The sequence below is a fragment of the Paenibacillus sp. 01T47 genome, assembly GCF_056398245.1.
On sequence record NZ_JBFTPA010000014.1, the window covers coordinates 151025 to 171467 of the forward strand.

General features: G+C 45.6%; 13 protein-coding genes and 1 pseudogene. 1 reads left to right on the forward strand and 13 read right to left on the reverse strand.

Translation table 11 applies throughout. From position 1 onward, the window contains the following. Positions 1-112: 112 nt before the first annotated feature. Complete coding sequence (locus tag AC1DOV_RS23975; protein WP_477551259.1) at positions 113-7639, reverse strand: glycoside hydrolase family 3 N-terminal domain-containing protein; 7527 nt, start codon at positions 7637-7639, stop codon at positions 113-115. 333 nt (positions 7640-7972) lie between these two features. Here AC1DOV_RS23975 and AC1DOV_RS23980 point away from each other — a divergent pair, with 333 nt between their 5' ends. Then, the gene (locus AC1DOV_RS23980) at positions 7973-8419 is read left to right on the forward strand and encodes a tellurite resistance TerB family protein (RefSeq protein ID WP_441912013.1); all 447 of its coding nucleotides are present in this window, start codon (positions 7973-7975) and stop codon (positions 8417-8419) included. Between the two features lie 79 nt (positions 8420-8498). Here the strand turns inward: AC1DOV_RS23980 and AC1DOV_RS23985 are convergent, their stop codons facing one another. The 12 genes and pseudogenes from AC1DOV_RS23985 to AC1DOV_RS24040 form a co-directional block, all read right to left on the reverse strand. Next, a complete protein-coding gene (locus AC1DOV_RS23985) occupies positions 8499-9089 on the reverse strand; it encodes a thymidine kinase (protein ID WP_477551260.1) in 591 nt (196 codons plus the stop codon). Between the two features lie 53 nt (positions 9090-9142). Then, positions 9143-9709: a hypothetical protein gene (locus AC1DOV_RS23990; protein ID WP_477551261.1), complete on the reverse strand. Its 567-nt coding sequence runs from the start codon at positions 9707-9709 to the stop codon at positions 9143-9145. Positions 9710-10022: 313 nt separating this feature from the next. Then, positions 10023-11117 (reverse strand): toxic anion resistance protein, encoded by a 1095-nt coding sequence (locus AC1DOV_RS23995; RefSeq protein WP_477551262.1) that lies wholly within the window; start codon positions 11115-11117, stop codon positions 10023-10025. Positions 11118-11135: 18 nt separating this feature from the next. Further along, positions 11136-11828, reverse strand: coding sequence for a hypothetical protein (locus tag AC1DOV_RS24000; protein ID WP_477551263.1), 693 nt, complete (start codon positions 11826-11828; stop codon positions 11136-11138). Between the two features lie 169 nt (positions 11829-11997). Continuing rightward, positions 11998-13026: an ATP-grasp domain-containing protein gene (locus tag AC1DOV_RS24005; RefSeq protein WP_477551264.1), complete on the reverse strand. Its 1029-nt coding sequence runs from the start codon at positions 13024-13026 to the stop codon at positions 11998-12000. A gap of 48 nt (positions 13027-13074) precedes the next feature. Continuing rightward, positions 13075-13872: an HAD family hydrolase gene (locus AC1DOV_RS24010; RefSeq protein WP_477551265.1), complete on the reverse strand. Its 798-nt coding sequence runs from the start codon at positions 13870-13872 to the stop codon at positions 13075-13077. Next, on the reverse strand, positions 13869-15023 hold the full coding sequence (locus tag AC1DOV_RS24015; protein ID WP_477551278.1) for a cysteine protease StiP family protein: 1155 nt from the start codon (positions 15021-15023) through the stop codon (positions 13869-13871). The genes AC1DOV_RS24010 and AC1DOV_RS24015 overlap by 4 nt, the downstream gene beginning before the upstream one ends. 27 nt (positions 15024-15050) lie before the next feature. Then, a pseudogene (locus AC1DOV_RS24020) lies at positions 15051-16352 on the reverse strand (phosphoribosyltransferase family protein); the annotation flags it as partial. Further along, entirely contained in the window at positions 16294-17499 is a 1206-nt protein-coding gene (locus AC1DOV_RS24025; RefSeq protein ID WP_477551266.1) for an HpcH/HpaI aldolase/citrate lyase family protein, read from the reverse strand. The pseudogene AC1DOV_RS24020 and the gene AC1DOV_RS24025, both read right to left, overlap by 59 nt. A gap of 100 nt (positions 17500-17599) precedes the next feature. Further along, complete coding sequence (locus AC1DOV_RS24030; protein ID WP_076267376.1) at positions 17600-18391, reverse strand: TerC family protein; 792 nt, start codon at positions 18389-18391, stop codon at positions 17600-17602. 22 nt (positions 18392-18413) lie between these two features. Further along, entirely contained in the window at positions 18414-19688 is a 1275-nt protein-coding gene (locus AC1DOV_RS24035; RefSeq protein WP_477509939.1) for a TerD family protein, read from the reverse strand. Between the two features lie 73 nt (positions 19689-19761). Further along, positions 19762-20340: a TerD family protein gene (locus AC1DOV_RS24040; protein ID WP_076267378.1), complete on the reverse strand. Its 579-nt coding sequence runs from the start codon at positions 20338-20340 to the stop codon at positions 19762-19764. Positions 20341-20443: the final 103 nt, after the last annotated feature.

The window sequence follows — 20443 nt, forward strand, 5'->3', positions numbered from 1 at the left end:
AATTTTCATAGAATAGGCAAAAAAAAAGAGAAGCCCTCTTTCCCACTTTAACAGTGAGTTCGAAGGCTTCTTCCTTGTCATTCAATTAGCCGCATCGCTCATTCCAATCTTATTACTTGTTGTAAATGGCATACATAATAACTGCTGCTTCCGCACGGGTTGTATAACCAAGCGGGTTAAGCTTAGCGCCGTCGCCCTTCACAATGCCGTTCGCTACGAGAAGAGCAGCACTGTCCGTTGCATAAGCTGCTAACTGCTTCAAATCGGTGAACGATTTCAATTGCTCCGAGCTTCCTGCTTGCAGCTTCTTGCCAGAAATATTTAACGCTCTTGCTGTCATCGCGATCATTTCTTGCCTTGTAATGGAGGCATTCGGATCAAACGTACCGTCCGCACGGCCAGTTACTACGCCAAGCTTCTTCGCAATGGCAACCGCATCATAATAATAAGAACCTTTTGCCACATCGGTAAACTGACTATCATACGCAGCATTAAGACCTAAAGTTTTCACGAGCAAGGTAATAAAATCTGCCCGCTTCACATTTTGAGCTGGAGCGTATGCTTTATCCGATATGCCGTTGATGACGCCTTTTGCCGTCATAACCTTAATCGCTTGTTGCGCCCAAGGATATTTGCCAAGATCGTCAAACGTTTTGCTTACGAATACTACGCCATACGTACTGAAATGATTTACTGTGAAAAGCACAGCACCTTGCGATTTATCATACTTGCCGCTTGGCACTGCAATCACTTTACCTGCTGCATCGAAATACCACACTGTAATTTGCTCACTGCTCGCCAGCTCATCAGCTGTTGGAGTATAACTAAGCGATACGTTTACAGCAGCTTCTGGATTGCTCCATTCCACTTTAACGCCATCAACGTAGAGATTCAGCTCAACCGCAGGACGGCTGCCGATTGCTGCTCTCGTTTCTTCGCTAAGCTTTGTTTTATCGATGTTCGCAATCACAATGGATACGTTTTTCGCATCCGAAGGCAGTGATTTCAACATATGGCTTGGTACAACAATCGTACCCGTACCTGACTGAATTTCATACTGTACCGACAGCTTAGCCTCGCTAATAGTCCCTTTAGGCAATTGCACCTCGTAGCCATTAGCTCCATTTACACTCGGTACTTTAATTGTAATGGTTTGAACGGTACTATTATTTCCTTCTACTGATTTCAAAGCTTCGTCGATAAGCGTTTGGCTTATCGCAGTTTTACCAAGTCCGCTAGCCGTGTCCATGACCGGAGTTGGTGCAGGTATTGTGCCCTTTCCACTCGGAGGCGTCGTAGGAGCTGGCGTTACAGCTGGCCCCGTCGGTGACGTCGGTGTTGGTGTTGGCTCCGTTGGCGTCGGTGTTGGCGTTGGTGTTGGTGTTGGCTCTCCCCCTGGCGTAATGATATACGTAAATGGTGCAACAAAGCTGTCCTTCATTCCTGCTTTAATCGCGATCGTGCGGAGCACTGTCAGCTCCGAGAGCTTAAGCTCTCCTTTGTACAATTGCCCGTTTGTACTGCTAGGCAGCGATCCATCTGTTGTATAGTAAATGGCAGCCCCTTCTGTAGCAGTCGTTAAAGCAACCGTTTTGGTTCCTTTGTAGGCTCCAGCTTTCAGCGAAGCAGTCGGAAGCGCTGTGGTACCTGTAATTTGCGTAACCGCTTCAGTCTGCTCAAGCGTGATCCAATCAAGGTTTGCCCCATCATTATTGCTAGTAAACTGAATCGTTTGCACGCCTTCTGCAAGCTCTACAATGCCAGAAGCCTCCACATATTTATCCCATCCACCACTTGCTCCTAGCGGCGTAGTAGACAACTTTTGCCCATTCACGGACAACGTTCCACTCACGCCTGCTTGCGGCGTTGCATAACGGTAGGTCACTTTGTAGAAGCTCGATTTTGCGATACTTACGTCAAAATAAAGCGAGCCTGCTGCCGCGATAAAACCTACGTTTTTGAAGAATAGCGTTTGTCCGTCCATATTGCTTTGAACAGCAGCCGCATCCGCATGGGTGTAGCTTTCCGCTTCAATTTTCATAACACCGCTCTGATCCATTACCTGTACAACATACGGCTCAAATTTAATGCCTCTAAGCTCGTAGCCGGATGCTCCAGCCAGAATACGAAGCTTTTGATCACCTTCAATGAGATCAATGACAATCCGCATTTCAACGACCTGGTTGTAAAGGTTTGGTACGTTAATCGTTTTCCGAACAGCGCCATCTTGCGCCTCCAGCACGATGCCATTCACAGCTTGGCCGCCAGATGTAGCCTTAAAGGTTGCAACATAGGAACCAGTAGCTGGAACATGTACCAAATAATCGGCATAATCGCCCGCATCAATTTGGGTTAGCCTGCTCGCGCTTCCTGTTCCAGACACTGCGAATCCTTTTAATCGATTGAACTGATCCAATGAATCAAGGGACAAAAGATTTACTGGCTCCTTCACATTTTCGGTTCCAAGCAGCACTGCCTTAGCGTTTAACGCCGTACCTCCTGTTGAATCATCGTAGGCTTGCAGTGGAACGTTAACCTGCAATTCCAATTCATTATAGTGAACGGTTCCGCTCCAGTTCAGCGTAAGCTTCACTCGATTAGGGCTGAGAAGCTCCGCCGAGCGCAGTGTTACGCCTCCTTGCGAGGTCGCCGCTCCCGATACGGTTATCGCTCCAAGCTGACTCTGCACGAAAGTACCGCCAGCAAGGGTAACGATTAACTCCTTGCCATTTACGTCATAAGCAATCTGACTCTCTGACAAGGATAACGACTCCGCATCATCAATAGCCTTAATGATAACTTTAGAGCTCATCGTCTTACCGGTGCTTCCAGAAGCAGCTTCATATGTGCTGACTGTTACTGTGACGGTACGATCAGAGTCATAGTCTCTAGTCGCCCCTCCTCCTAAGGTAAGCTTAGCCATATGGTCATCAACACGATAAACGCTATCTACAACCGTTCCGACATACCCGTCGATGGACCAATTGGAGGAAGTCAGCTCCTCTTTATACGTGTCGTTAAGCAGCTGGACAAAAATATGGCTTCCAGCCTCTGCACCTTCTGTTACGGCTGAGGCATCTGCGATAATAGCAGGCCCAACCGCAATGGCATTCAAGTTGAAGCCTTGATCAACGATTCGAACTCTTAGCGTATGAACACCTTCAGTCAGAGCAACTGTATCTGAAGCCATTGCCCAAGCATCCCAGCTCTCGCTGTTTGGTAGCTCAGTCATTTTCAGTACATTTCCTCCTAGTGAAAGCTCTGCTTTCGCTCCGTCATAGGTCGTGGAATATTGATACGTTATACCGTAGTTTCCATCCGCTGGAACCTGCACCTCATATTCCATCCAATCATTCGGATCGGCATAGCTGACCGCTGAGCCGTTTACGAGTACATTAAAGGCAGATGTGAATTTACTCGCCTCTATAGATGCGGGAAGTGAAATAGCTGCCTTATCCGCCTTCGTGAACGCAATACTTCTAACATTGAAGTCGTTTTTACTCACTTTCATCGTTAATTTATGCGCACCCTCTGGAAGCATAACGCGCTCGCGGCGATTAGCGAAGTACTCCCACTGGTACGTCGTCTGATTGATCGGCAGTGACACAAGCGGCTGGCCATCCAGTTCAAAGCTAACCAGACCATCCGTTTGGAAACCTGCAATCGCCAGATCGAGTTCATACTCGCCTGCTTCTGCTACATTTACAACATAATCGAACGAAGCTGTTCCATTTGGTGCAAAAGAACCTAAGTATCCGTTCGGATTAACCTGGAACTCGCCTTCTGCTGAAGCGAAGCGCGTAGCGTCAATCGTTGCTGGAACGTTTGTTATTTGCGTACGATTCCAGCGATAGGTTGCTGCTGATTTGGCTGGAATGACCGGTTCAATTTGAAGTCCATCAACTATAATTTTAAATGGCTGCGGGTCACTCGTTTGGTTGATGACAACCGTTACAATTTCTTTGCCGTCTGGGCTTGCAAATGCAACGTTGGTTACTGTCGCAGCCGAGCCGTAATTGCTATCGATTCGCACATAACCAGGCTTCACGAATTTCGTAAACTGCCCCATCAAATAATACTCCGGCAGAAGCCAGTAGTGATCTGGATTCGAGGAATCCTGAACGACTGGGGTCGGATCAGGAATACCTACCCATTGATGGGATGAAATATCGCTGTCCAGCATCGTAACCCAGCTGTTATAGCTTTTAGCATAGTTGCGGAAATATTGTGCGATTCGGTCAGCGCCCGTTGTCCCCCATACCGCACGCTCCGTTAAATACACGCTTTTCTGCGGGAACAGCTTTTGAAGCTCCGTCATCATGGACAGCTCGCCGCCATAATCGTGGAACGCCGTCCCTTCTATGGCATCGTAAGCCCCTTCTACGGAATTACCCAGAATTTGTGCTGGATAAGCCATCGTATCGCCAGGATTGTGGTCGAACATCCATAGCTTTACACTTTTGATTTTTGCATTGCTATTCTGATCTAGCTTTGCCCGCAGCAGCTTGGCTAGACGTGACGCTTGCTGCCATGACATCGCTGTACTTGGATAATCAATTTCGAGCAGCGGCTCATTTTGCAGCGTCATGCCTTCAAAGTAGATGCCATGCTCAGCGTATGCCTCTAAAAATTTCACATAATAATCTGCAAGCACAGGAAGATATTCTTCCTTCACTTGACCTCTTACCATGCTGCCCGTTGTTTTCATCCAGCCTGGAGGGCTCCAAGGCGATGCAAAAAACTGTACATCGGGATTAATCGCTTGTATCTTTTTGACGGTTGGAATAATGCCAAAATCAATATCCTTCTGAATGGAAAATTTCTTAAGCTCAACGTCCGTTTCACCGGCAGGCAAATCATCGTACGAATAAAACTTTTGCGCTGTAAAATCGGAGGTTCCGATTGTTAGGCGAATCAAGCTCATGCCGATGCCGTTATCCTTGTCGATCAATTGGCGAAGCAGCTCTGTCTGCTTCTCCGGAGACATTTTCACAAGATTATGAATCGTCGCTTCTTCCATGGACGAACCGATTCCTAGCATCGTTTGATATTTTTTATCCGGATTTATCGTAATCGTTGTCGCTTTGCTGTTATCTGGAAGGGTAATATCTAAATTCGTCTGCTGCTCCAGCTTCTTATCGCCAGCTTGATAACGATCCGCATAATACCATTTGCGGTCACCCGCATCACGTTCACTGGAGATCCATGCCTCAACAGCTCCGCTAATAAGGGCTGGCTGTTCGCCGCCTCCATTACCTGGATCAGTGCCGCCACCGCCGCCAGCTGGAACATCGCCTGTACGCGTAAACTCTACCCAGTTAAAATTAATGTCTCCGGCAATAAACTCAAGCCTCAGCTTTTGAATGCCTGCTTGGCTTAGCACGATATTCTCGACGGTGGCCGTTTGCCAGCTTTGCCAGCCTCCTGTGGAGCCTACGCTCAACGTACCAAGCGTCGCTCCCGCTTCGCTCTTAATCTTAATCCCCGTTGCACCGCCGTTGCCAGCATAGCGGAAATCGGCTTTATAGGTACCGGGTTCGCTCACTTTCACCCTATAATCCAGCCATGCGCCGCCGGACGTCCAACCAATATTTTTGCCGCCGCCAATGTCCTGCGTGTCCTCTGTATTCAATCCGCTGCTCTTCGCATCGAACGCTTCCGCCTCGACCTTGCCCGGGATAGGCAGTGAAGGCTTCTCTGGTTCTACAGGTTTGCTCGGCAGATCAGGCGTAGCCTGCCCGCTCATCAAGCCGTAACCGATAGGAAACAGTAAATTCGGACTGACATCGGTCATAATTGGATAATTATTCGTTACATAAAATGGCCATTTAATCGGGTTTTTCCCTTTAAACGGTTTGCCCCCAATCAGTACATCAGCCACGCCTTGACCTTCCGTACCTGGAAGCCATGCTGCGACAAGCGCATCCCAGTCACCCAGTTGATCCGCTATCGTAAGCGGGCGTCCGGATACAAGAACAACAACGAGTGGAATGTTCGGATCAGCTGCACGAATATTTGCAATCGTTGCGAGATCCTCTTCGTCGAGATTCAGGCTCGTACGATCTCCATTCGTTTCTGCATAAGGCGTTTCGCCTACAACAGCAATAGCTACGTCATAACCAGCAGCGCCGCGGCCATGCTTGTTGTACGTTACCGTCTTCGCGGCTCCTGCAACCTCTTTAAGTCCTTCATAGATTGTCGTTCCGGTCGTAATCGCCCCGGATGCTCCCTGCCAAGTAATCGACCAGCCGCCAGATTGGTTGCCGATATCGTTCGCATTTTTACCTGCTACGAAGATTTTGTCCATATCCTTCAGCTGAGACATAATCGGTGAACCGTTCACCTCATCGTTCTTCAGAAGAACGAGCGACTCCGCCGCAGCTTGACGCGCAAGCGCACGATGCTCAGATGCACCGAAGTAGCCTGCCAAGTCCGTATCTGTCTTTGGATTCTCAAATAGACCAGATGAAATTTTTACCTTCAAAATACGGAGGACTGCATCATTGATACGCTCTTCCGTAATGCTGCCATCCTTAACAAGACTAATTAAATGCTCAAGGCTGGCTCTCCAGTCACCCGTCAGCATGAACATATCTACGCCTGCATTAACGGACGCTTTCAGCTGATCTTTCAAGCCGCTGACTGCTTTGCCGTCTTGATCACGCGTGATTTGCTGAATCGCGTTATAATCCGAAATAACAAAACCTTTAAATCCAAGCTCACCCTTCAGCACATCCGTAAGAAGCCGCTTATTCGCATGCATCTTGAGGCCTTGAATGCTGTGGTAAGATGCCATAACCGTTTGTACACCTGCATCAACGGCAGCTTTGTACATCTCTAAATCACTTGCAATGAGCTGATCCTCTGTGTACTTCGTTATATTCCCTTGGTTAACGCCGTTATCCGTATAGCCTTCACCTAAAAAATGCTTCGCAGCGCCAACGACATGTTTCGTCTGACTGCGCTCCGCAGCTGTTTCTCCTTGCAGCCCTTGAATGTACGCTGCACCAAGCACTTTGGATATCGCTTGATTGCCGCTGTATCCTTCATAGGTCCGGCCCCATCGAATATCCTGCGGGGCTGCAATCGTCGGCGCAAAATCCCAATTTGCTCCGGTTGCGCGTATTTCCTTTGCTGTCGCGGCGCCGATTTGTTTCACCAGCTCAGCATTATTCGCTGCACCCAAACCGATATTATGCGGGAACAAGGTTGCTCCCTTCACATTGTTATGTCCGTGTACTCCGTCCACGCCATACAGCAGCGGAATCCCAAGACGCGTAGAAAGCGCGCCATCCTGATAGCCGTCTATAAGCGTCTGCCAATTTTCACGCGTGCTGTCCTGCTGCTTGCCGTTCGGGAAAGAACCGCCGCCGCTAAGCACCGAGCCGATAAAATATTGCTTTACTTCCTCAGGTGTAATATTCGACTTCTCTGGCTGTATCATTTGTCCTGCGCGCTCTTCTAGTGTCATCCGGGCAAGCAAATCCGCCGCCCTTGCATCAACGCTCTTTGATGGGTCCAAGTACGTCGGCAATCCCCCATTTGACTGCGTCAAAGGCGCTGCTCCTACTGAAAGCAAGCTCGTCATTAGCGATATGACCAGCAGCATCGCCGTCATCATCGACATTTTTCTTTTCAAACCAAACCCTCCCCATAACTATAATTGTCGTCTCACGGCAAACCCCTTCTTTATTGAAATGGACAGCTGTAGACGAGATTACTTACAAGTATAAAATTGAAAACGATTTCATAATATGAGTCATTTTTAAGATGATGTGCGTTGTTTTTTGTATAATGTAATCGATTTCAAAAATACATCGTCTTTCCTTCTATCGTTCATCCTATTTCCTTCTCATTCAACGATCTAATCTAATAGCATAAACAGACAATTTACCGCAAAATTTGCTAAATGACCCCAATTAAATCTACAATAGAATAATAAGATTAAATTCACCCTAGGAGGCTGAGCTAAATGAGCTCTTTCAAATCATGGCTGCAAACAAGTAAGCAAGGACTAACCGATCAGGTCAAAAAATTCAAAAATAAAGATTTCCTAGATGCGGTAGTAGCTGGCTGTGCGATTGTAGCAGCAGCAGACGGTTCCGTCGACTCCAATGAAAAACAAAAAATGGCCGGCTACATAGGCCGCAGCGAAGAATTAAAAGTTTTTGATATGAGTGATGTGATTAACCGTTTCAATCACTTTGTAGGCAATATGGAGTTTGACGCGATGATTGGCAAGCAAGAGGCGCTTAAAGCGATTGCCAAATTCCGCAGCAAACCAGACGTTGCTCGTGTAATCGTTGGTGTGTGCAGCGCAATCGGAGCAGCAGACGGCGATTTCGATATGAAGGAACAAGCTGCTGTGCGTGACATCTGCAATACCCTTGGACTTAATCCAAGTGAATTCAGTCTTTAATAGCAAACCAAACAAAAGAACCTCCAAAGCCACTGCAACAGTGGATCTGGAGGTTCTTTTGTATTGTTATTACCCCTGCTTACGCATTGCGAAAAGCTTCATTATAGCAGCGTCTGCATACAGGCTTATAATCCTCGTTGCCGCCAATCTGGATTTGCGCACCTGCATTCATCGGCTGTCCGTCATTATAGCGTATAACCATCGTTGCTTTCCGATCACAGAACCAGCAAATGGTTTTAATCTCTTCAATTTTATCCGCCTGCACGAGCAAGTTGTAGCTGCCCTCAAATAATTGATTTTGAAAATCATTTTTGAGTCCAAACGCCATTACCGGGATGTTAAGCTCATCCACAACTTGTGTAAGCTCCAAAATATGATGTTTCTTCAAAAACTGCGCCTCATCTATGAGTACGCAATAAATTTTGGATGGTGCATCTCCTGCAACGAAGCTTTTCACACTTTCAAAAAGGTTCGTATCCTCTTGAACCGGAATGGACTCCCGCTCGAACCCTACACGAGAACCTACACGATCCACCCCGCCTCTTGCACTTACCGATGGTGAATAAATAAGAACCTGCTTGCCCTGCTCTTCATAATTGTGAGCCACTTTAATGATTTCGAAAGATTTACCGCTATTCATTGTTCCATATTTGTAATAAAGCTGTGCCAACCTAATCTCCTCCAGAACCATTCAGTGCTTCTATTATACAGGAAGTGACTCCGTTATTGTATCGTTTGGAGCCTTGTTTTCGCTTCCCCATATGTTTTGACAATTTGTTGAATTTTCTGGAATTCCGGGTCGGTTGGACCTAGATCAGCCATGAACATTCGGTGCAATATTTGATTATAAAGATTTTGACGCGATTCAATCATTTGTAATTCGAGCCGAATAAGATCCTCCAGGTCATTTTCTTCAATTAACTGTTCGATATTGATTTCTTCTGGCTTGGAAGAACGCTCTTCGTCAAAGATCAGGTCCGAACCGCGCCCTATACGAGGAAGCGCTTCGTACTCCACCTCTGTCTCCTGCTGCTGTCCAAGCGGAATGGACGTATTCAGCTCGGAAAGAAGAATGCCTTCTTTCGCTAACATCACTTGAAAAGGTTTATGCTGGATCAAATCTGCTATGACAAGCCTGCTCATATCTTTATTGCGAATCAAAGAGGAATCAAAAGGATGAAGGACCCATTGCTGGTCTCGATTGAACAGATTAAAAGTAAACCACTCACCGCCATAGATGAACCGTACATTAATATTTGACTCCGAAATAATTTCATAGGTAAACTCCAATTGGAACACCTCCGATCAGCCAGTATAATTCATCCTATTATACCAAATCAGAGGTGAACACAAACAGCGATGCTTAAAAATCTTTCAAAATATCCTCCGCCCGTTCAAAGCTGGCAACAACAATTAAGACGACAATGAGTGCAGCTATGGCAATTTCGCCAATCATAGCATGATCACCTCGTTTTTTCTTTAAGACTATGCTGTTTCTTTATGCTTTATGAGCCATTACTTGTAGGACATCCGTCATTTCTTCTCAAAAAACGCAAAAAAACGAGCCCTTGGAGAGCTCGTCCTGCTAATTATTTTTTTTGATTTACTCCAAAAATCCTGTGGCTGCTGAAGAAGGAAGCTCCGCTTGACTAGCTCCAGAACCCGCTTGAATGCCTAAGCGTTGTCCAACCTTTTGATTAATTTGCGTCATTTTTTCCGTTTGCTGGGATACCGTTTGAATAATTTGTCGATTGGAGTTCTCGTACTTGTCCATCGCGGAGAAGAGATCCGACATTGCCCGCTCCACAAGCTCCATGCTCATAGCCGGCTTCGTTAATGCTTGATTAGCTCGCTCGCTCGTTTCATTCAAAAGACGCGCGTTCTCAGCAAATTGATTGCCTAACATTTCATTCGTTGAATTGACTGCTTCTATAGCCTTCATCTGGTCATCAATCGCACTCGCAATCAAGACTGAAACCGACATGAGATGCTGGGTTTTATCTATTGAGCTGTCCAGCGCATCCATCAGCTTATCATTTGTATCATTAATAATATCCGTTGCGGCAATCGCTTGCTGATAAAGCATGATCATTTCCGTATACGTTTGGAGCTTCGTTACAACCTTGCGAAGTCCGCGCTCCAAATAAGTTTTCCGGTGTTCGTTCTCGGGCTTAGCAATTTCCTCTTCGAACATTTTTTTGAGACGATTGCCATATTCGACAAGCAGCTGCAGGTCATATACATTGTCTAGACTGCTGCGCTTCAAATTTCTCATGTGAATGACGTTCTCTTCCAAGTTGTCGCGACCATCTCTGAGCGATTTGACGATCACCTGCACGTTAGACTTGGCAGATTGATATTTATAAATATAAGCCTTCATCGGTGCTTTCCGAAGCAGCTTCTGAACGAGTGAGAGCTGCTTGCTTTTGCTCAAATCCTCAACCTCGCTGCGAAGCTTAAGCATGTTGTTTGCTACCTCAGACCGTTTGCCTGACATGAGATCCGACAGCGGTCTCTCGAGCATCGTAAGCGTCTGGCTTGAGCGCTCAAGCGTCTTCTGGCCTTTTTTCGTAATCTCATCCATTAGTGTATCCAGATGCATAGCATCGGTTGTCGCTACCTTCTGCATCGTGCTTTGCACTTCTTGCTCCAGCTTCTGAATATCTTCATTTTTTAATTGTACGAGTTGTTGCGCCATTGTTCATTTCCCCCTTCATTAGTCAGTAAGTCGATAACGCTGCTGAATTAACTCAGCCTTTGTATGAAGCTCCATAAGATCCTTTTGCTCAAGCGTCTTCGTATAAAAAGTAAGCTTGGAATCTACATCCTTAATGCCATCAAGCAAAAGCCGCCTATTCTGGCGTTTCGCTTCGCCGCTGAGCCGAAGAAATGGATTAATGGTCGAATTCAAATCCTTTCGCACCAATCGCAAAATATTGTGATTAATGCTCGAGTCTCCTAACGCCATTAAATCCGGAATTAGTCGGTTTAGCCGCGACAGCAATGCCAGCGTCTTTTGAACAATTTCATCGTCTAAATTATTTTTCTCGCCTTCGAGTAAAATCATATCTTCAATGATTCCGATGTATTCTAATGCAGAAGCAAGCTCAGGATCTAGAACCTGCGGCGGAATGACAGCTGCAGGAGCTGGCTTTGAAGCCAATGATGCTTGGGCAGTTGAAGCTGCACTGGGTTGTTGTATGGGCGGGTTTTGCGTATTTTGCTGCAGCTCTGGCTCGCGTGTTGGCTGATTAATTTCTTTCCTTGGACGCTGCTTCCATGATAATGCGATTAACAAACCGAACACGGGAACCGCCATAGCTATATATGGGGAGGTAATCCCATTAACAACTAATGTGACTGCATAAACGCCAATCGCGATGGCTGCGTTTTTTTTCAATGCATTCATTGCTGCACCTCCATATGAGCTTTCTGAACCTAATCTTTATGCTCGTCTTCTTCCTACAATTATCTCGTTATTGGTACATAGAAGTCAATTTTAAAAAATAAAAAAAGGATGTTGTGCCAAATTAATGAGCACAATATGAAAAAAAAGGGGCTCTCGCCCCTTTCTTCGGTTATTCTACTCTGTTCATTTCCATGATCAAAGGCTGCTCTACATAACCCGCTTGTATACCAAACTTCGGATCAGGCGGATCAATCGTTTTTCCTTGCAGCGCTTGAACGGCCAAATAAGGCATATTTACGCCAGACAAGCAGGTAATATAAAGGCCGCCAGACATCCGCGGGTTGATCTCCAGCAATTTCGGTATGCCATGGTTGTAACGCACCTGAATATTAAAGGCATAAGGAATGCGAAGGCTTGTCGCAATACGATCTGCAATCGCCAGCAGCTCCGGCGTGTCCTCCAATAGATAAGTCCTGCCCGTTGATTTGCGGCGAGGAATAGCTGTAATGAGTTCACCCTCAGCAGATGCCACACAATCGATACTATACTCCGTACCGTCGAGCAGCTCCATCACCATCAGCGTGTCAAAATGCTCCGTTAATGACAACGTTTCATAAGCTTGCTCAAATGTTGTAGAAAGGGTTACATAGCCATAAAGGTCACGCAGCGGGTCCCGTTCATTATCAATAATCCGGAAACCCATGCCGCCTTCTGACTTCGTTGGCTTAAAGCACACCTTATGACCAGCAGCTGTGAGCTCCTCATAAGCTTGCTTAAACTGTTCTGCTGTATTTACGACACGATAGTCTGGAATCGTCACGAGATCTTTTCCTTGCAGCGCTTCATAAAATTTATCTTTCTCAATCATGGAGTCCAGCAATTCGATATCACGGCATACCATAACCTTCGTGCCGATCTCATCAAATAAATGAACATATCTTGATATTTCCTCCATATGCAAACGAGGAATGAAAATATCAATTTGGTTTCTTTTGCAGAAATCCACACAAAAATCTACGTATTCGCGTCCAAAAACAGCAGGCTCTGTTCCGATATGATCGGATGCAAGCAAGGACATATGATTAATATCCGGGTGCGTGCCAAAAAACTCAAACGACTCGCCGTCTGGATTGTTCCGAATCATATTAATGTAATGGTAAGCTACCGAAAACCAACGATTCATATAAACTCGTGTCATGTATAAAAACCTTCTTCCATCTGATTAGATATATTTTTGCGATTGCATTTATAATCTTCGTGCATGCTCTAAGATGGAGTCTAGCAGTTCTTCCGAGGCAAGCGCGCCTCTTGCTTGTGTAAATTGAATATGTGGATGTGCCGAATAGGATCGTCCTAATTCACCATGTACAGGCGATATGGCATAATCAGCTGCCAGCAGCAGACTCTCATCGAGCAGGCTGTCGCCGGCTGCATATACGAAATTTGAAGCGAGCTTCTCTTTCACATACTGGATGGCCGCTCCCTTGCTTACCTTCTCTGGAACCAAATATATTTTACGGCCTTGAAGTGAGAAGCTCCAGCCAAGCGAAGCAAGCTTCGGCTTTAGCTCCTCCAACGTTTCATGCGGCAGCTGATCTCTCTCTACCTTAATGGAATAAAATAGCTCATCACAAAGATCCGTCGACTTCACCCAGTGGGTAGAAGCAATTTCCGCAAACAGGCTCGCAATTTCCGTATGCTCAGCACAATGCTCCCTCACAGCTTCACGAACGAAGCTATGCCACTCCTGATCAATTTCTCCGTTACGGAGAACGGTACCGCCGTTGCTGACGATCACATATTCCGGACGGAACTGTTCTCTTATCGCGAAGATGCGGTTGTATTGCTCCGGAATTCGCGTCGTCACAGGAACAAATCGCATAATGCCGACAAGCTCTTGCAGCTTCTGAATCGCCGGCTTGGTCATATAAGAAATATATCTTTCCTCATAACGCTCAACGGGAATCATTTCTTCAAGTTCTATCTCGCCTTTGGATCTTACGGAATAAATTAAAGTTTGGTCCAAATCGCTCGCAAAAATCATTCCGTCTCCCCCTTCAACGCCTTAATAATTCCGCAGCAGGAATAGGTCATGTTTGGATATTCCTCCACAGGTACACCACGGTCCTTAGCCAGCAGCAGTATATGCTTCAAGTTAGGATTATCAAGACGATCAACGAGGATTTTCCAAGGGACTCTGCGCAGAAGAACACGAGTCGTTTCACCTACGCCAGGCTTGATGAAATTAATATCAGTGATTGCAAAATCAGTTTGGATACGAGCAATATCCTGCATCCCTTGCCAAGTCATTTCATTTTCCTCAGGATTTGCTTCCATTTGAAGGGCTTCCGCTTTGGAGTCATCCGCTGTCTGATCAAAATAAGCAGAAATCGTGTCCACAAATAATTGAGACAGATCAGAGCTCTCCCACTCCTTATAATACTTTGCACCATGAAAATCATCGGCGCCAATAAGATCGCTGCGCAATACAGTCCGGCTGACTAATCCTGACACCGTTGAATTAAGGCAAGCGCTTGGAATGAGGAAATCCTCTCTTGTCCCGAACGTACTTGCACAATAGCCGGGGTCTGCGAGCACCGCAAGCTCATCGTTCAGCTCAATGCCATATTTTTGCTTCATCTGGCTGCAAGCTGCTATGAGCACTTTGGCAATTGCACCTTTGCCCGTCCAGCCATCTACAAATTGCACGCGTTTATGCGGATGGTTCTGATTGATATACAGCAGCGCATTCTCATCAATGCCTTTGCCTCTAATAATTGAAAGGCTATAATGCGGAACCTCAATACCATACATGTGCTTGATATATCGCTTAATTAATACGCCAATTGGCGTACCGCCTCGCGCTAAGGATGCAAGCACAACATCAAATCCATTTTTTTGAATGATTCGCTCGGAAACCGTTCCAACCGCTCTTGCGATTCGAATGGCCGAATCACTGAGCGTATTTTGAAACAATTGTATATACTCATCAGTAGGCTGATATTCAATCGGCAAGCTTTCCGAATAGTGGCCGCCTGTTTGCATGGCCGCTTCCCGGTCCTCCGTTCGCTGCTCTAACGAAATATCGCTAAGGTCTTTTAGCAGAAAAGTAACATCCTCCTGCTTATAGCTCCCGATAGGAGCCGGACCAGCAAGCTTTTTCCGACTGAAATAAACGATATGAACATGCTGGATTCCTAAGGAGAGAAGCACCTTATTAAGCTCCTCCATTTGTGCTCCTGCAACCTCGCGCTCCATAAACAAAAACATCTCATCATAATAGCCATTCGGTATGTTGTACATAAAATTCATGACGTCAGCATGCTCAGGGGAAATAAAGGGATAAGCTGTATTCACCGCATATTGTGAACTGGAATCCGGATGAATGGGGCTTCTTGTACTCGATTGATACCATACATCATCGCCTAGTTCTGCTGCTATGCGCATAGGAATGAACATGAATTCGCCGGTTCCCATGCAAAGCACCTTGCTGCCTGTTCTATGTTCTCGGAGGAATGCAGCCGCCTGTCCTACTTCCGCGTCAAGCACCAAGCTTTCTTCAGCCGTCAATCCAAAGCGGCCAGTATGATTCAGGTAGGAAACTTCTCGATTCAATGAGGGAAGGCTAGCAAACCGATTGCCCACATAGAGAACATTAATGGCAGGCTCCAACTCGTTTGCTTGCAACTCTGCTGTTTTGTCAGCATTTTGAATAGGGCTACCCTTAACAGATATCCGCCCCGCTACAAGCGATAAGCAATTCACCGATATGCCAAGCTCTTGCTCCAGCTCATCAAAACGTTCCATATCCTCGTTTGAACGCCAATCAAGCAAACTAGCAACAATATATTTTTTCTTCCCATACCTGGCATTCAAATCGTGTATTATATTGATGGCTGTTTTCCCGGTCGTCATCTCATCATCGACCAGCACAATTGTTTCTGCATTCTCGAATACAGCTGGATTGTCAGCATAGCAGCGATGTGTAGTCGCATGGGAATGCTCTTCCTCAAAATCGATGCAGGACGTCATATAGTCAATTTTTTCCCGCGTGGTGTGCAAGAAAGACGCATTACCCTCGAACATATCGAACATGCTGTGTCCAAGCGCTGTTGCCGTTTCCGCAAAACCGATAAACAGCGTTTTCTCATCTATGACCATTTTATTTTGCTTCATCTGTCCATAGATTTTACCTGCTGCCTCAGGAGATTCAAAGGCATGCAGCAGCTGCTCCATCTGGATAGGAAGCTTCTCACCTTTAAATTGCTGATATAAAAGCCCAAGTGCCGCACCCGATAATAAGGACACATGCGGGCGAACAGGAATATGCTTGCCAAGCACCTTGCTTACGAATAAAAAACTGCGTTTTTTATTAATTCGGGCTGCCATTTGAAAAAGCTGCTCAAGCGGTATATGAAACGTATTACTTGTAACTTCAATGGCAATCTCTAAATCTCCAATAATATTAAACGATTGCTGATTCTCGTTCTTCTGCGAGCAAGCAGGTGAAGTTTTGGTTTTCATTTAGCACCCCATAAATGTCTGATCTGAACAATATTCGTTTGGCCCATGTCATATGCGGCTTAAACTCATTCATTTTGTTCGAATAACGGCTCTTCATCACACCCAAATCGCCTTGTTCATTTTCCATAATGTGCAGGGCATCCATATACTCCTCATGCGTCACCACAAGCATCGACTGTACAGGCTTAATGTGGGTAGGATGGATAATGGTTTTGCCAATTATCCCATTTTCCTTGTCCATTGCGACCTCGCGAATAAGCCCGTCCACATACTTATTAATATAATCCATACGCAAAATCCGTCCGTGTCGTCCCATGCTTTCCTCAAAAGGCGTTTGTCTGAGCTGGGGCTTAAATACGCGATCACTCTTAAAGTACTCCCATACGGGACCGGAGATCACATAATGATTATCCATCCGTCCAAAAACATTTACGATATCCGCAATACAATCACGAATGACGCCGATGTCGTAGATCGTATGATCCGGACTTCTTCGAAGCCCAAATAAACTCGAAAAATCTGTTGCTCCAATACGAACATTCAGTACATAGGCCTTATATTCATTCAGCAGCTGGGAAATGCCCATTAGCGTTTCCATTCTTTTCTCGCGATAAATGACGTCAGAGCTTTCCAAAATAGGCATGCCGTATAACGTGGAGCTTGTTGAGTGTTTGTTCTTGTTGTATTCATGCAGCAGCTTTAAATACTCACCGCCAGTCTCCACGTTGAACTTCGGAAACACGATTCCTGTAATATATTCAATCTCTTCACCGAAAAATGAGAGCAGTCGTTTAAGCTGTTCAACAGAGCGTACTCTTATAAACATAAGCGGAATATCGTCGGCATGGAGCAAACCAATCGAAATGTAACGGCCAATCTTAATCAACGTTGCCTTCAACGTCTCTTCGGCAAATTCGATTTGATTATCACCTACTGCATCTTCAAGGTCTATCACCATAGACACGAGTCCTTCGTGTTTTCCGGTTACCAAATCATCTGCTATGTTATCCTTGGTGGCAGGCATATAGAGCGCCGCACCAATCGCGTGAGCAATAACTTCTTTGTCAGCATAATTATTGAACTGAGTTGGAAGGGAGTAAAAGAAATTTTGCTCTTCTTCATTGGTAAGATAGTTAAAATACCTCAAAGTGATCCCTCCTAAAAGTTGTGTAAAGCAATCTGAGAGTGAAAAAATATCCCTCGCGATCCATTGAGGGATATTTTTCATAAACAGAGTATTATCGAATCTAAACCGCTTTTGATTCTCTTTTCTTACGTGCTGCGCTGTAAAGAAGGGTACCACCGAATACAGCTATAATTAAACCGAAGAACAAAGCGTGCGGCACATGCAAGCCATACGCTCCGCCAATCATTTTTGCTGCGATTACGATAATTAGAATAAACGCCGCTTTCTCAAGCTCAGGGAACTTGTCAATCAACTTGAGGAATACTTGAGCAACGCCACGCATCATCAGAACGCCGAGAATACCGCCGAGGAACAGAACCCATACCTCTTCACTCACGCCGAATGCAGCTAGAACGCTGTCGATACTGAACGCGATATCCATAATTTCAACAGCAAGTACCGTACGCCAGAATCCGTAGCCTTTATTTTGAACTTCAGCATCATCGTCGTTACCCTTCTTGCCGATGTAAGGAATTAATGGAATGTTGCCAACACGAGCAAGCTTGAATTCCAGATGGAATAGATTGCTTAACGCAATCCATAACAGATACAATCCGCCCGCTACTTTAATCCATGTAATTTGTACGAGATAGACACCTACTCCGATGGCGATAAATCGGAAGATATAGGCACCAATAATACCGTAGAATAACGCTTTTTTCTGCTGGTCTTTCGGCAAATGCTTTACCATAACCGCTAGTACTAGCGCATTATCTGCCGATAACAAGCCTTCCAAAAGAACGAGTGTTGCAATTATTCCCCAGTTTGTCGGGTTGGTGAGAACTTGTGACAAGTTGTCCCAGTGAAAGAAGCTCCCGAAGTTGGCTATTACATTTTGAAAAAAGTCGACCATCTCTTAAACCTCCGCATTTTCTTTATTTGCTTCCTTGTACCCATCTGAGACCCCAGCGATAAGCCTCGTCAAGCTCTTTATGGCCTGAGAAATATTGCACGAGCCGCTGAATGCTGAAGGTTTGATCATTTACATTCTCGATCATCGCAATCGCACACATACCCTTGCGATTATTATGCTCGTCCATCCGCACCTCTATATCAGGCCCGCCTGTTTGTGTGATGGTTACAATACCAGCAGCCTCCGCCCAGTTCGTAGCTCCTTCATAGATGTATGCGTATATGACGATTCTCTTAATCTCAGAAACTTTATTACCGTTGATTCTAAGATTTTCACCCGTTGTAATAGAGCCGGTTCGGTCATCCCCGTCAAGCGAAACGTACGGCGCTCGCGAAAAATCTCCGAAGCTGTTGCCTAGCGCTTGAACAGAACCTTTCATACCATTTTTCAATTCATACAAACATCCGACATCTAGATCTACACCGCTGCTTGAACGGCCAAAAAAACCAGTGGAGGCTTTTTTCTGATTCCAGTTCAAATTAACGACAATCTCACCAAGTGATCCGGCACCTTTTTGTAAATTGATGACATCACCGCGTTTGGTAAGCGAGATTTTGCTGAGGCTTATTGGCGGACTGCTTGGTTCTGGTACGATTGGTGCGGGAGGTTTAGGTGGAATAAGTGGAGCTTTCACTGGTGCTGGAGTTGGCGCCTCAGCAGGAGCGTCTGCCTTTACTTCAATACCAAAGCTATTGCAGAGTGCAGCAAGACCGCCTGAATATCCAGACCCAATGGCATTGAATTTCCATTCGCCATTATATCTATATAAATCTCCTACGACTATCGCAGTCTCAATAGAGAAATTTTTTCCAAGATCATACCGCAAAATTTCGCGTCCTGTTCCTTCGTCAATAACCCGGATGTAGGCATCATTCACGCTAGAAAAATTTTGTCTCTTCGCTTCCCCATCATAAATGGTTAAAGTAAATGAAATACGTTCAATCGTTTGAGGCACATCGCTAATCGCGATCAATACTTGTTCGGTATCCGTTTTCCCTGCAAAACTTCGTTTATTGCCGCTTGCCAGTTGAATAGAACCGCTGACATCCTTAGGATTGCTGTAAAAAATCAAATCTTGGTCTCCAGCTGTTTTTCCATTCGCTCGTAATAGAAAAGCCGAAAAATCGACATCTACACCTGCTGCAGTGTTCCATCCCATGCCAACTAGAAGGTTTTTTATGGAAGGATTATTTTTGGTAATATCCGCTTTTTGACCTTTCATTAATGCCAGCTCCATGCTTAAACCGCCCTTCGGTAATAATAGAATAGGGTGACAAACCCTCAAACTGCCACCCTATACGCCAGATGAATTAAACCGTAAGCCCGTAATTACGACAAAGCGCTGCTAGTCCGCCCGAGAAACCTGAACCTACCGCTTGGAACTTCCAATCGGCATCATGTCGGTACAACTCGCAGAAGACAATCGCTGTTTCAACGGAGAAATCTTCTCCTAGATCATAGCGCAGCACTTCTCTTCCAGAAGACTCGTCTACTAGACGAACAAAGGCATTGGATACTTGACCAAAGTTTTGCAGCCTGGACTCGGCATCATGAATCGTAACGCTAATTCCGATTCGCTGAATGTGCGGAGGGACTTTTTGGAAATCAATTTTGATTTGCTCGTCGTCACCTTCACCCTCACCGGTACGATTATCGCCCGTATGCTCTACCGCGCCGTTATAAGCAATCAGCGCATTGTAGAATACAAAGTCCTTCTCGTCCTTGGCTTTGCCGTCCTGATGAAGCAAAAACGCGCTTGCATCAAGGTCAATTTCTCCGCCGCCTGAATATTTGTTCGTATCCCAGCCTAGACCGAGAACAACCTTCGTAAGGCCTGGGTTTGTTTTTGTAAGATCAATGCGTTGACCTTTGGAAAGATTTATAGACATCGTTCTATTCCTCCTTGAATTGACTAGGTTTGAACGCCAAAGTCAGTGCAAAGGCCTACTAGACCGTTTTGATATCTGCTGCGACTTTCCGCTGTTCACTTAC

Bases quoted from the DNA above. Each gene is read 5' to 3' on its own strand.
- AC1DOV_RS23980 (WP_441912013.1), top strand. From the start codon at position 7,973: ATGAGCTCTTTCAAATCATGGCTGCAAACAAGTAAGCAAGGACTAACC.
- AC1DOV_RS23995 (WP_477551262.1), bottom strand. From the start codon at position 11,117: ATGGCGCAACAACTCGTACAATTAAAAAATGAAGATATTCAGAAGCTG.
- AC1DOV_RS24000 (WP_477551263.1), bottom strand. From the start codon at position 11,828: ATGAATGCATTGAAAAAAAACGCAGCCATCGCGATTGGCGTTTATGCA.
- AC1DOV_RS24005 (WP_477551264.1), bottom strand. From the start codon at position 13,026: ATGACACGAGTTTATATGAATCGTTGGTTTTCGGTAGCTTACCATTAC.
- AC1DOV_RS24010 (WP_477551265.1), bottom strand. From the start codon at position 13,872: ATGATTTTTGCGAGCGATTTGGACCAAACTTTAATTTATTCCGTAAGA.
- AC1DOV_RS24030 (WP_076267376.1), bottom strand. From the start codon at position 18,391: ATGGTCGACTTTTTTCAAAATGTAATAGCCAACTTCGGGAGCTTCTTT.
- AC1DOV_RS24035 (WP_477509939.1), bottom strand. From the start codon at position 19,688: ATGGAGCTGGCATTAATGAAAGGTCAAAAAGCGGATATTACCAAAAAT.
- AC1DOV_RS24040 (WP_076267378.1), bottom strand. From the start codon at position 20,340: ATGTCTATAAATCTTTCCAAAGGTCAACGCATTGATCTTACAAAAACA.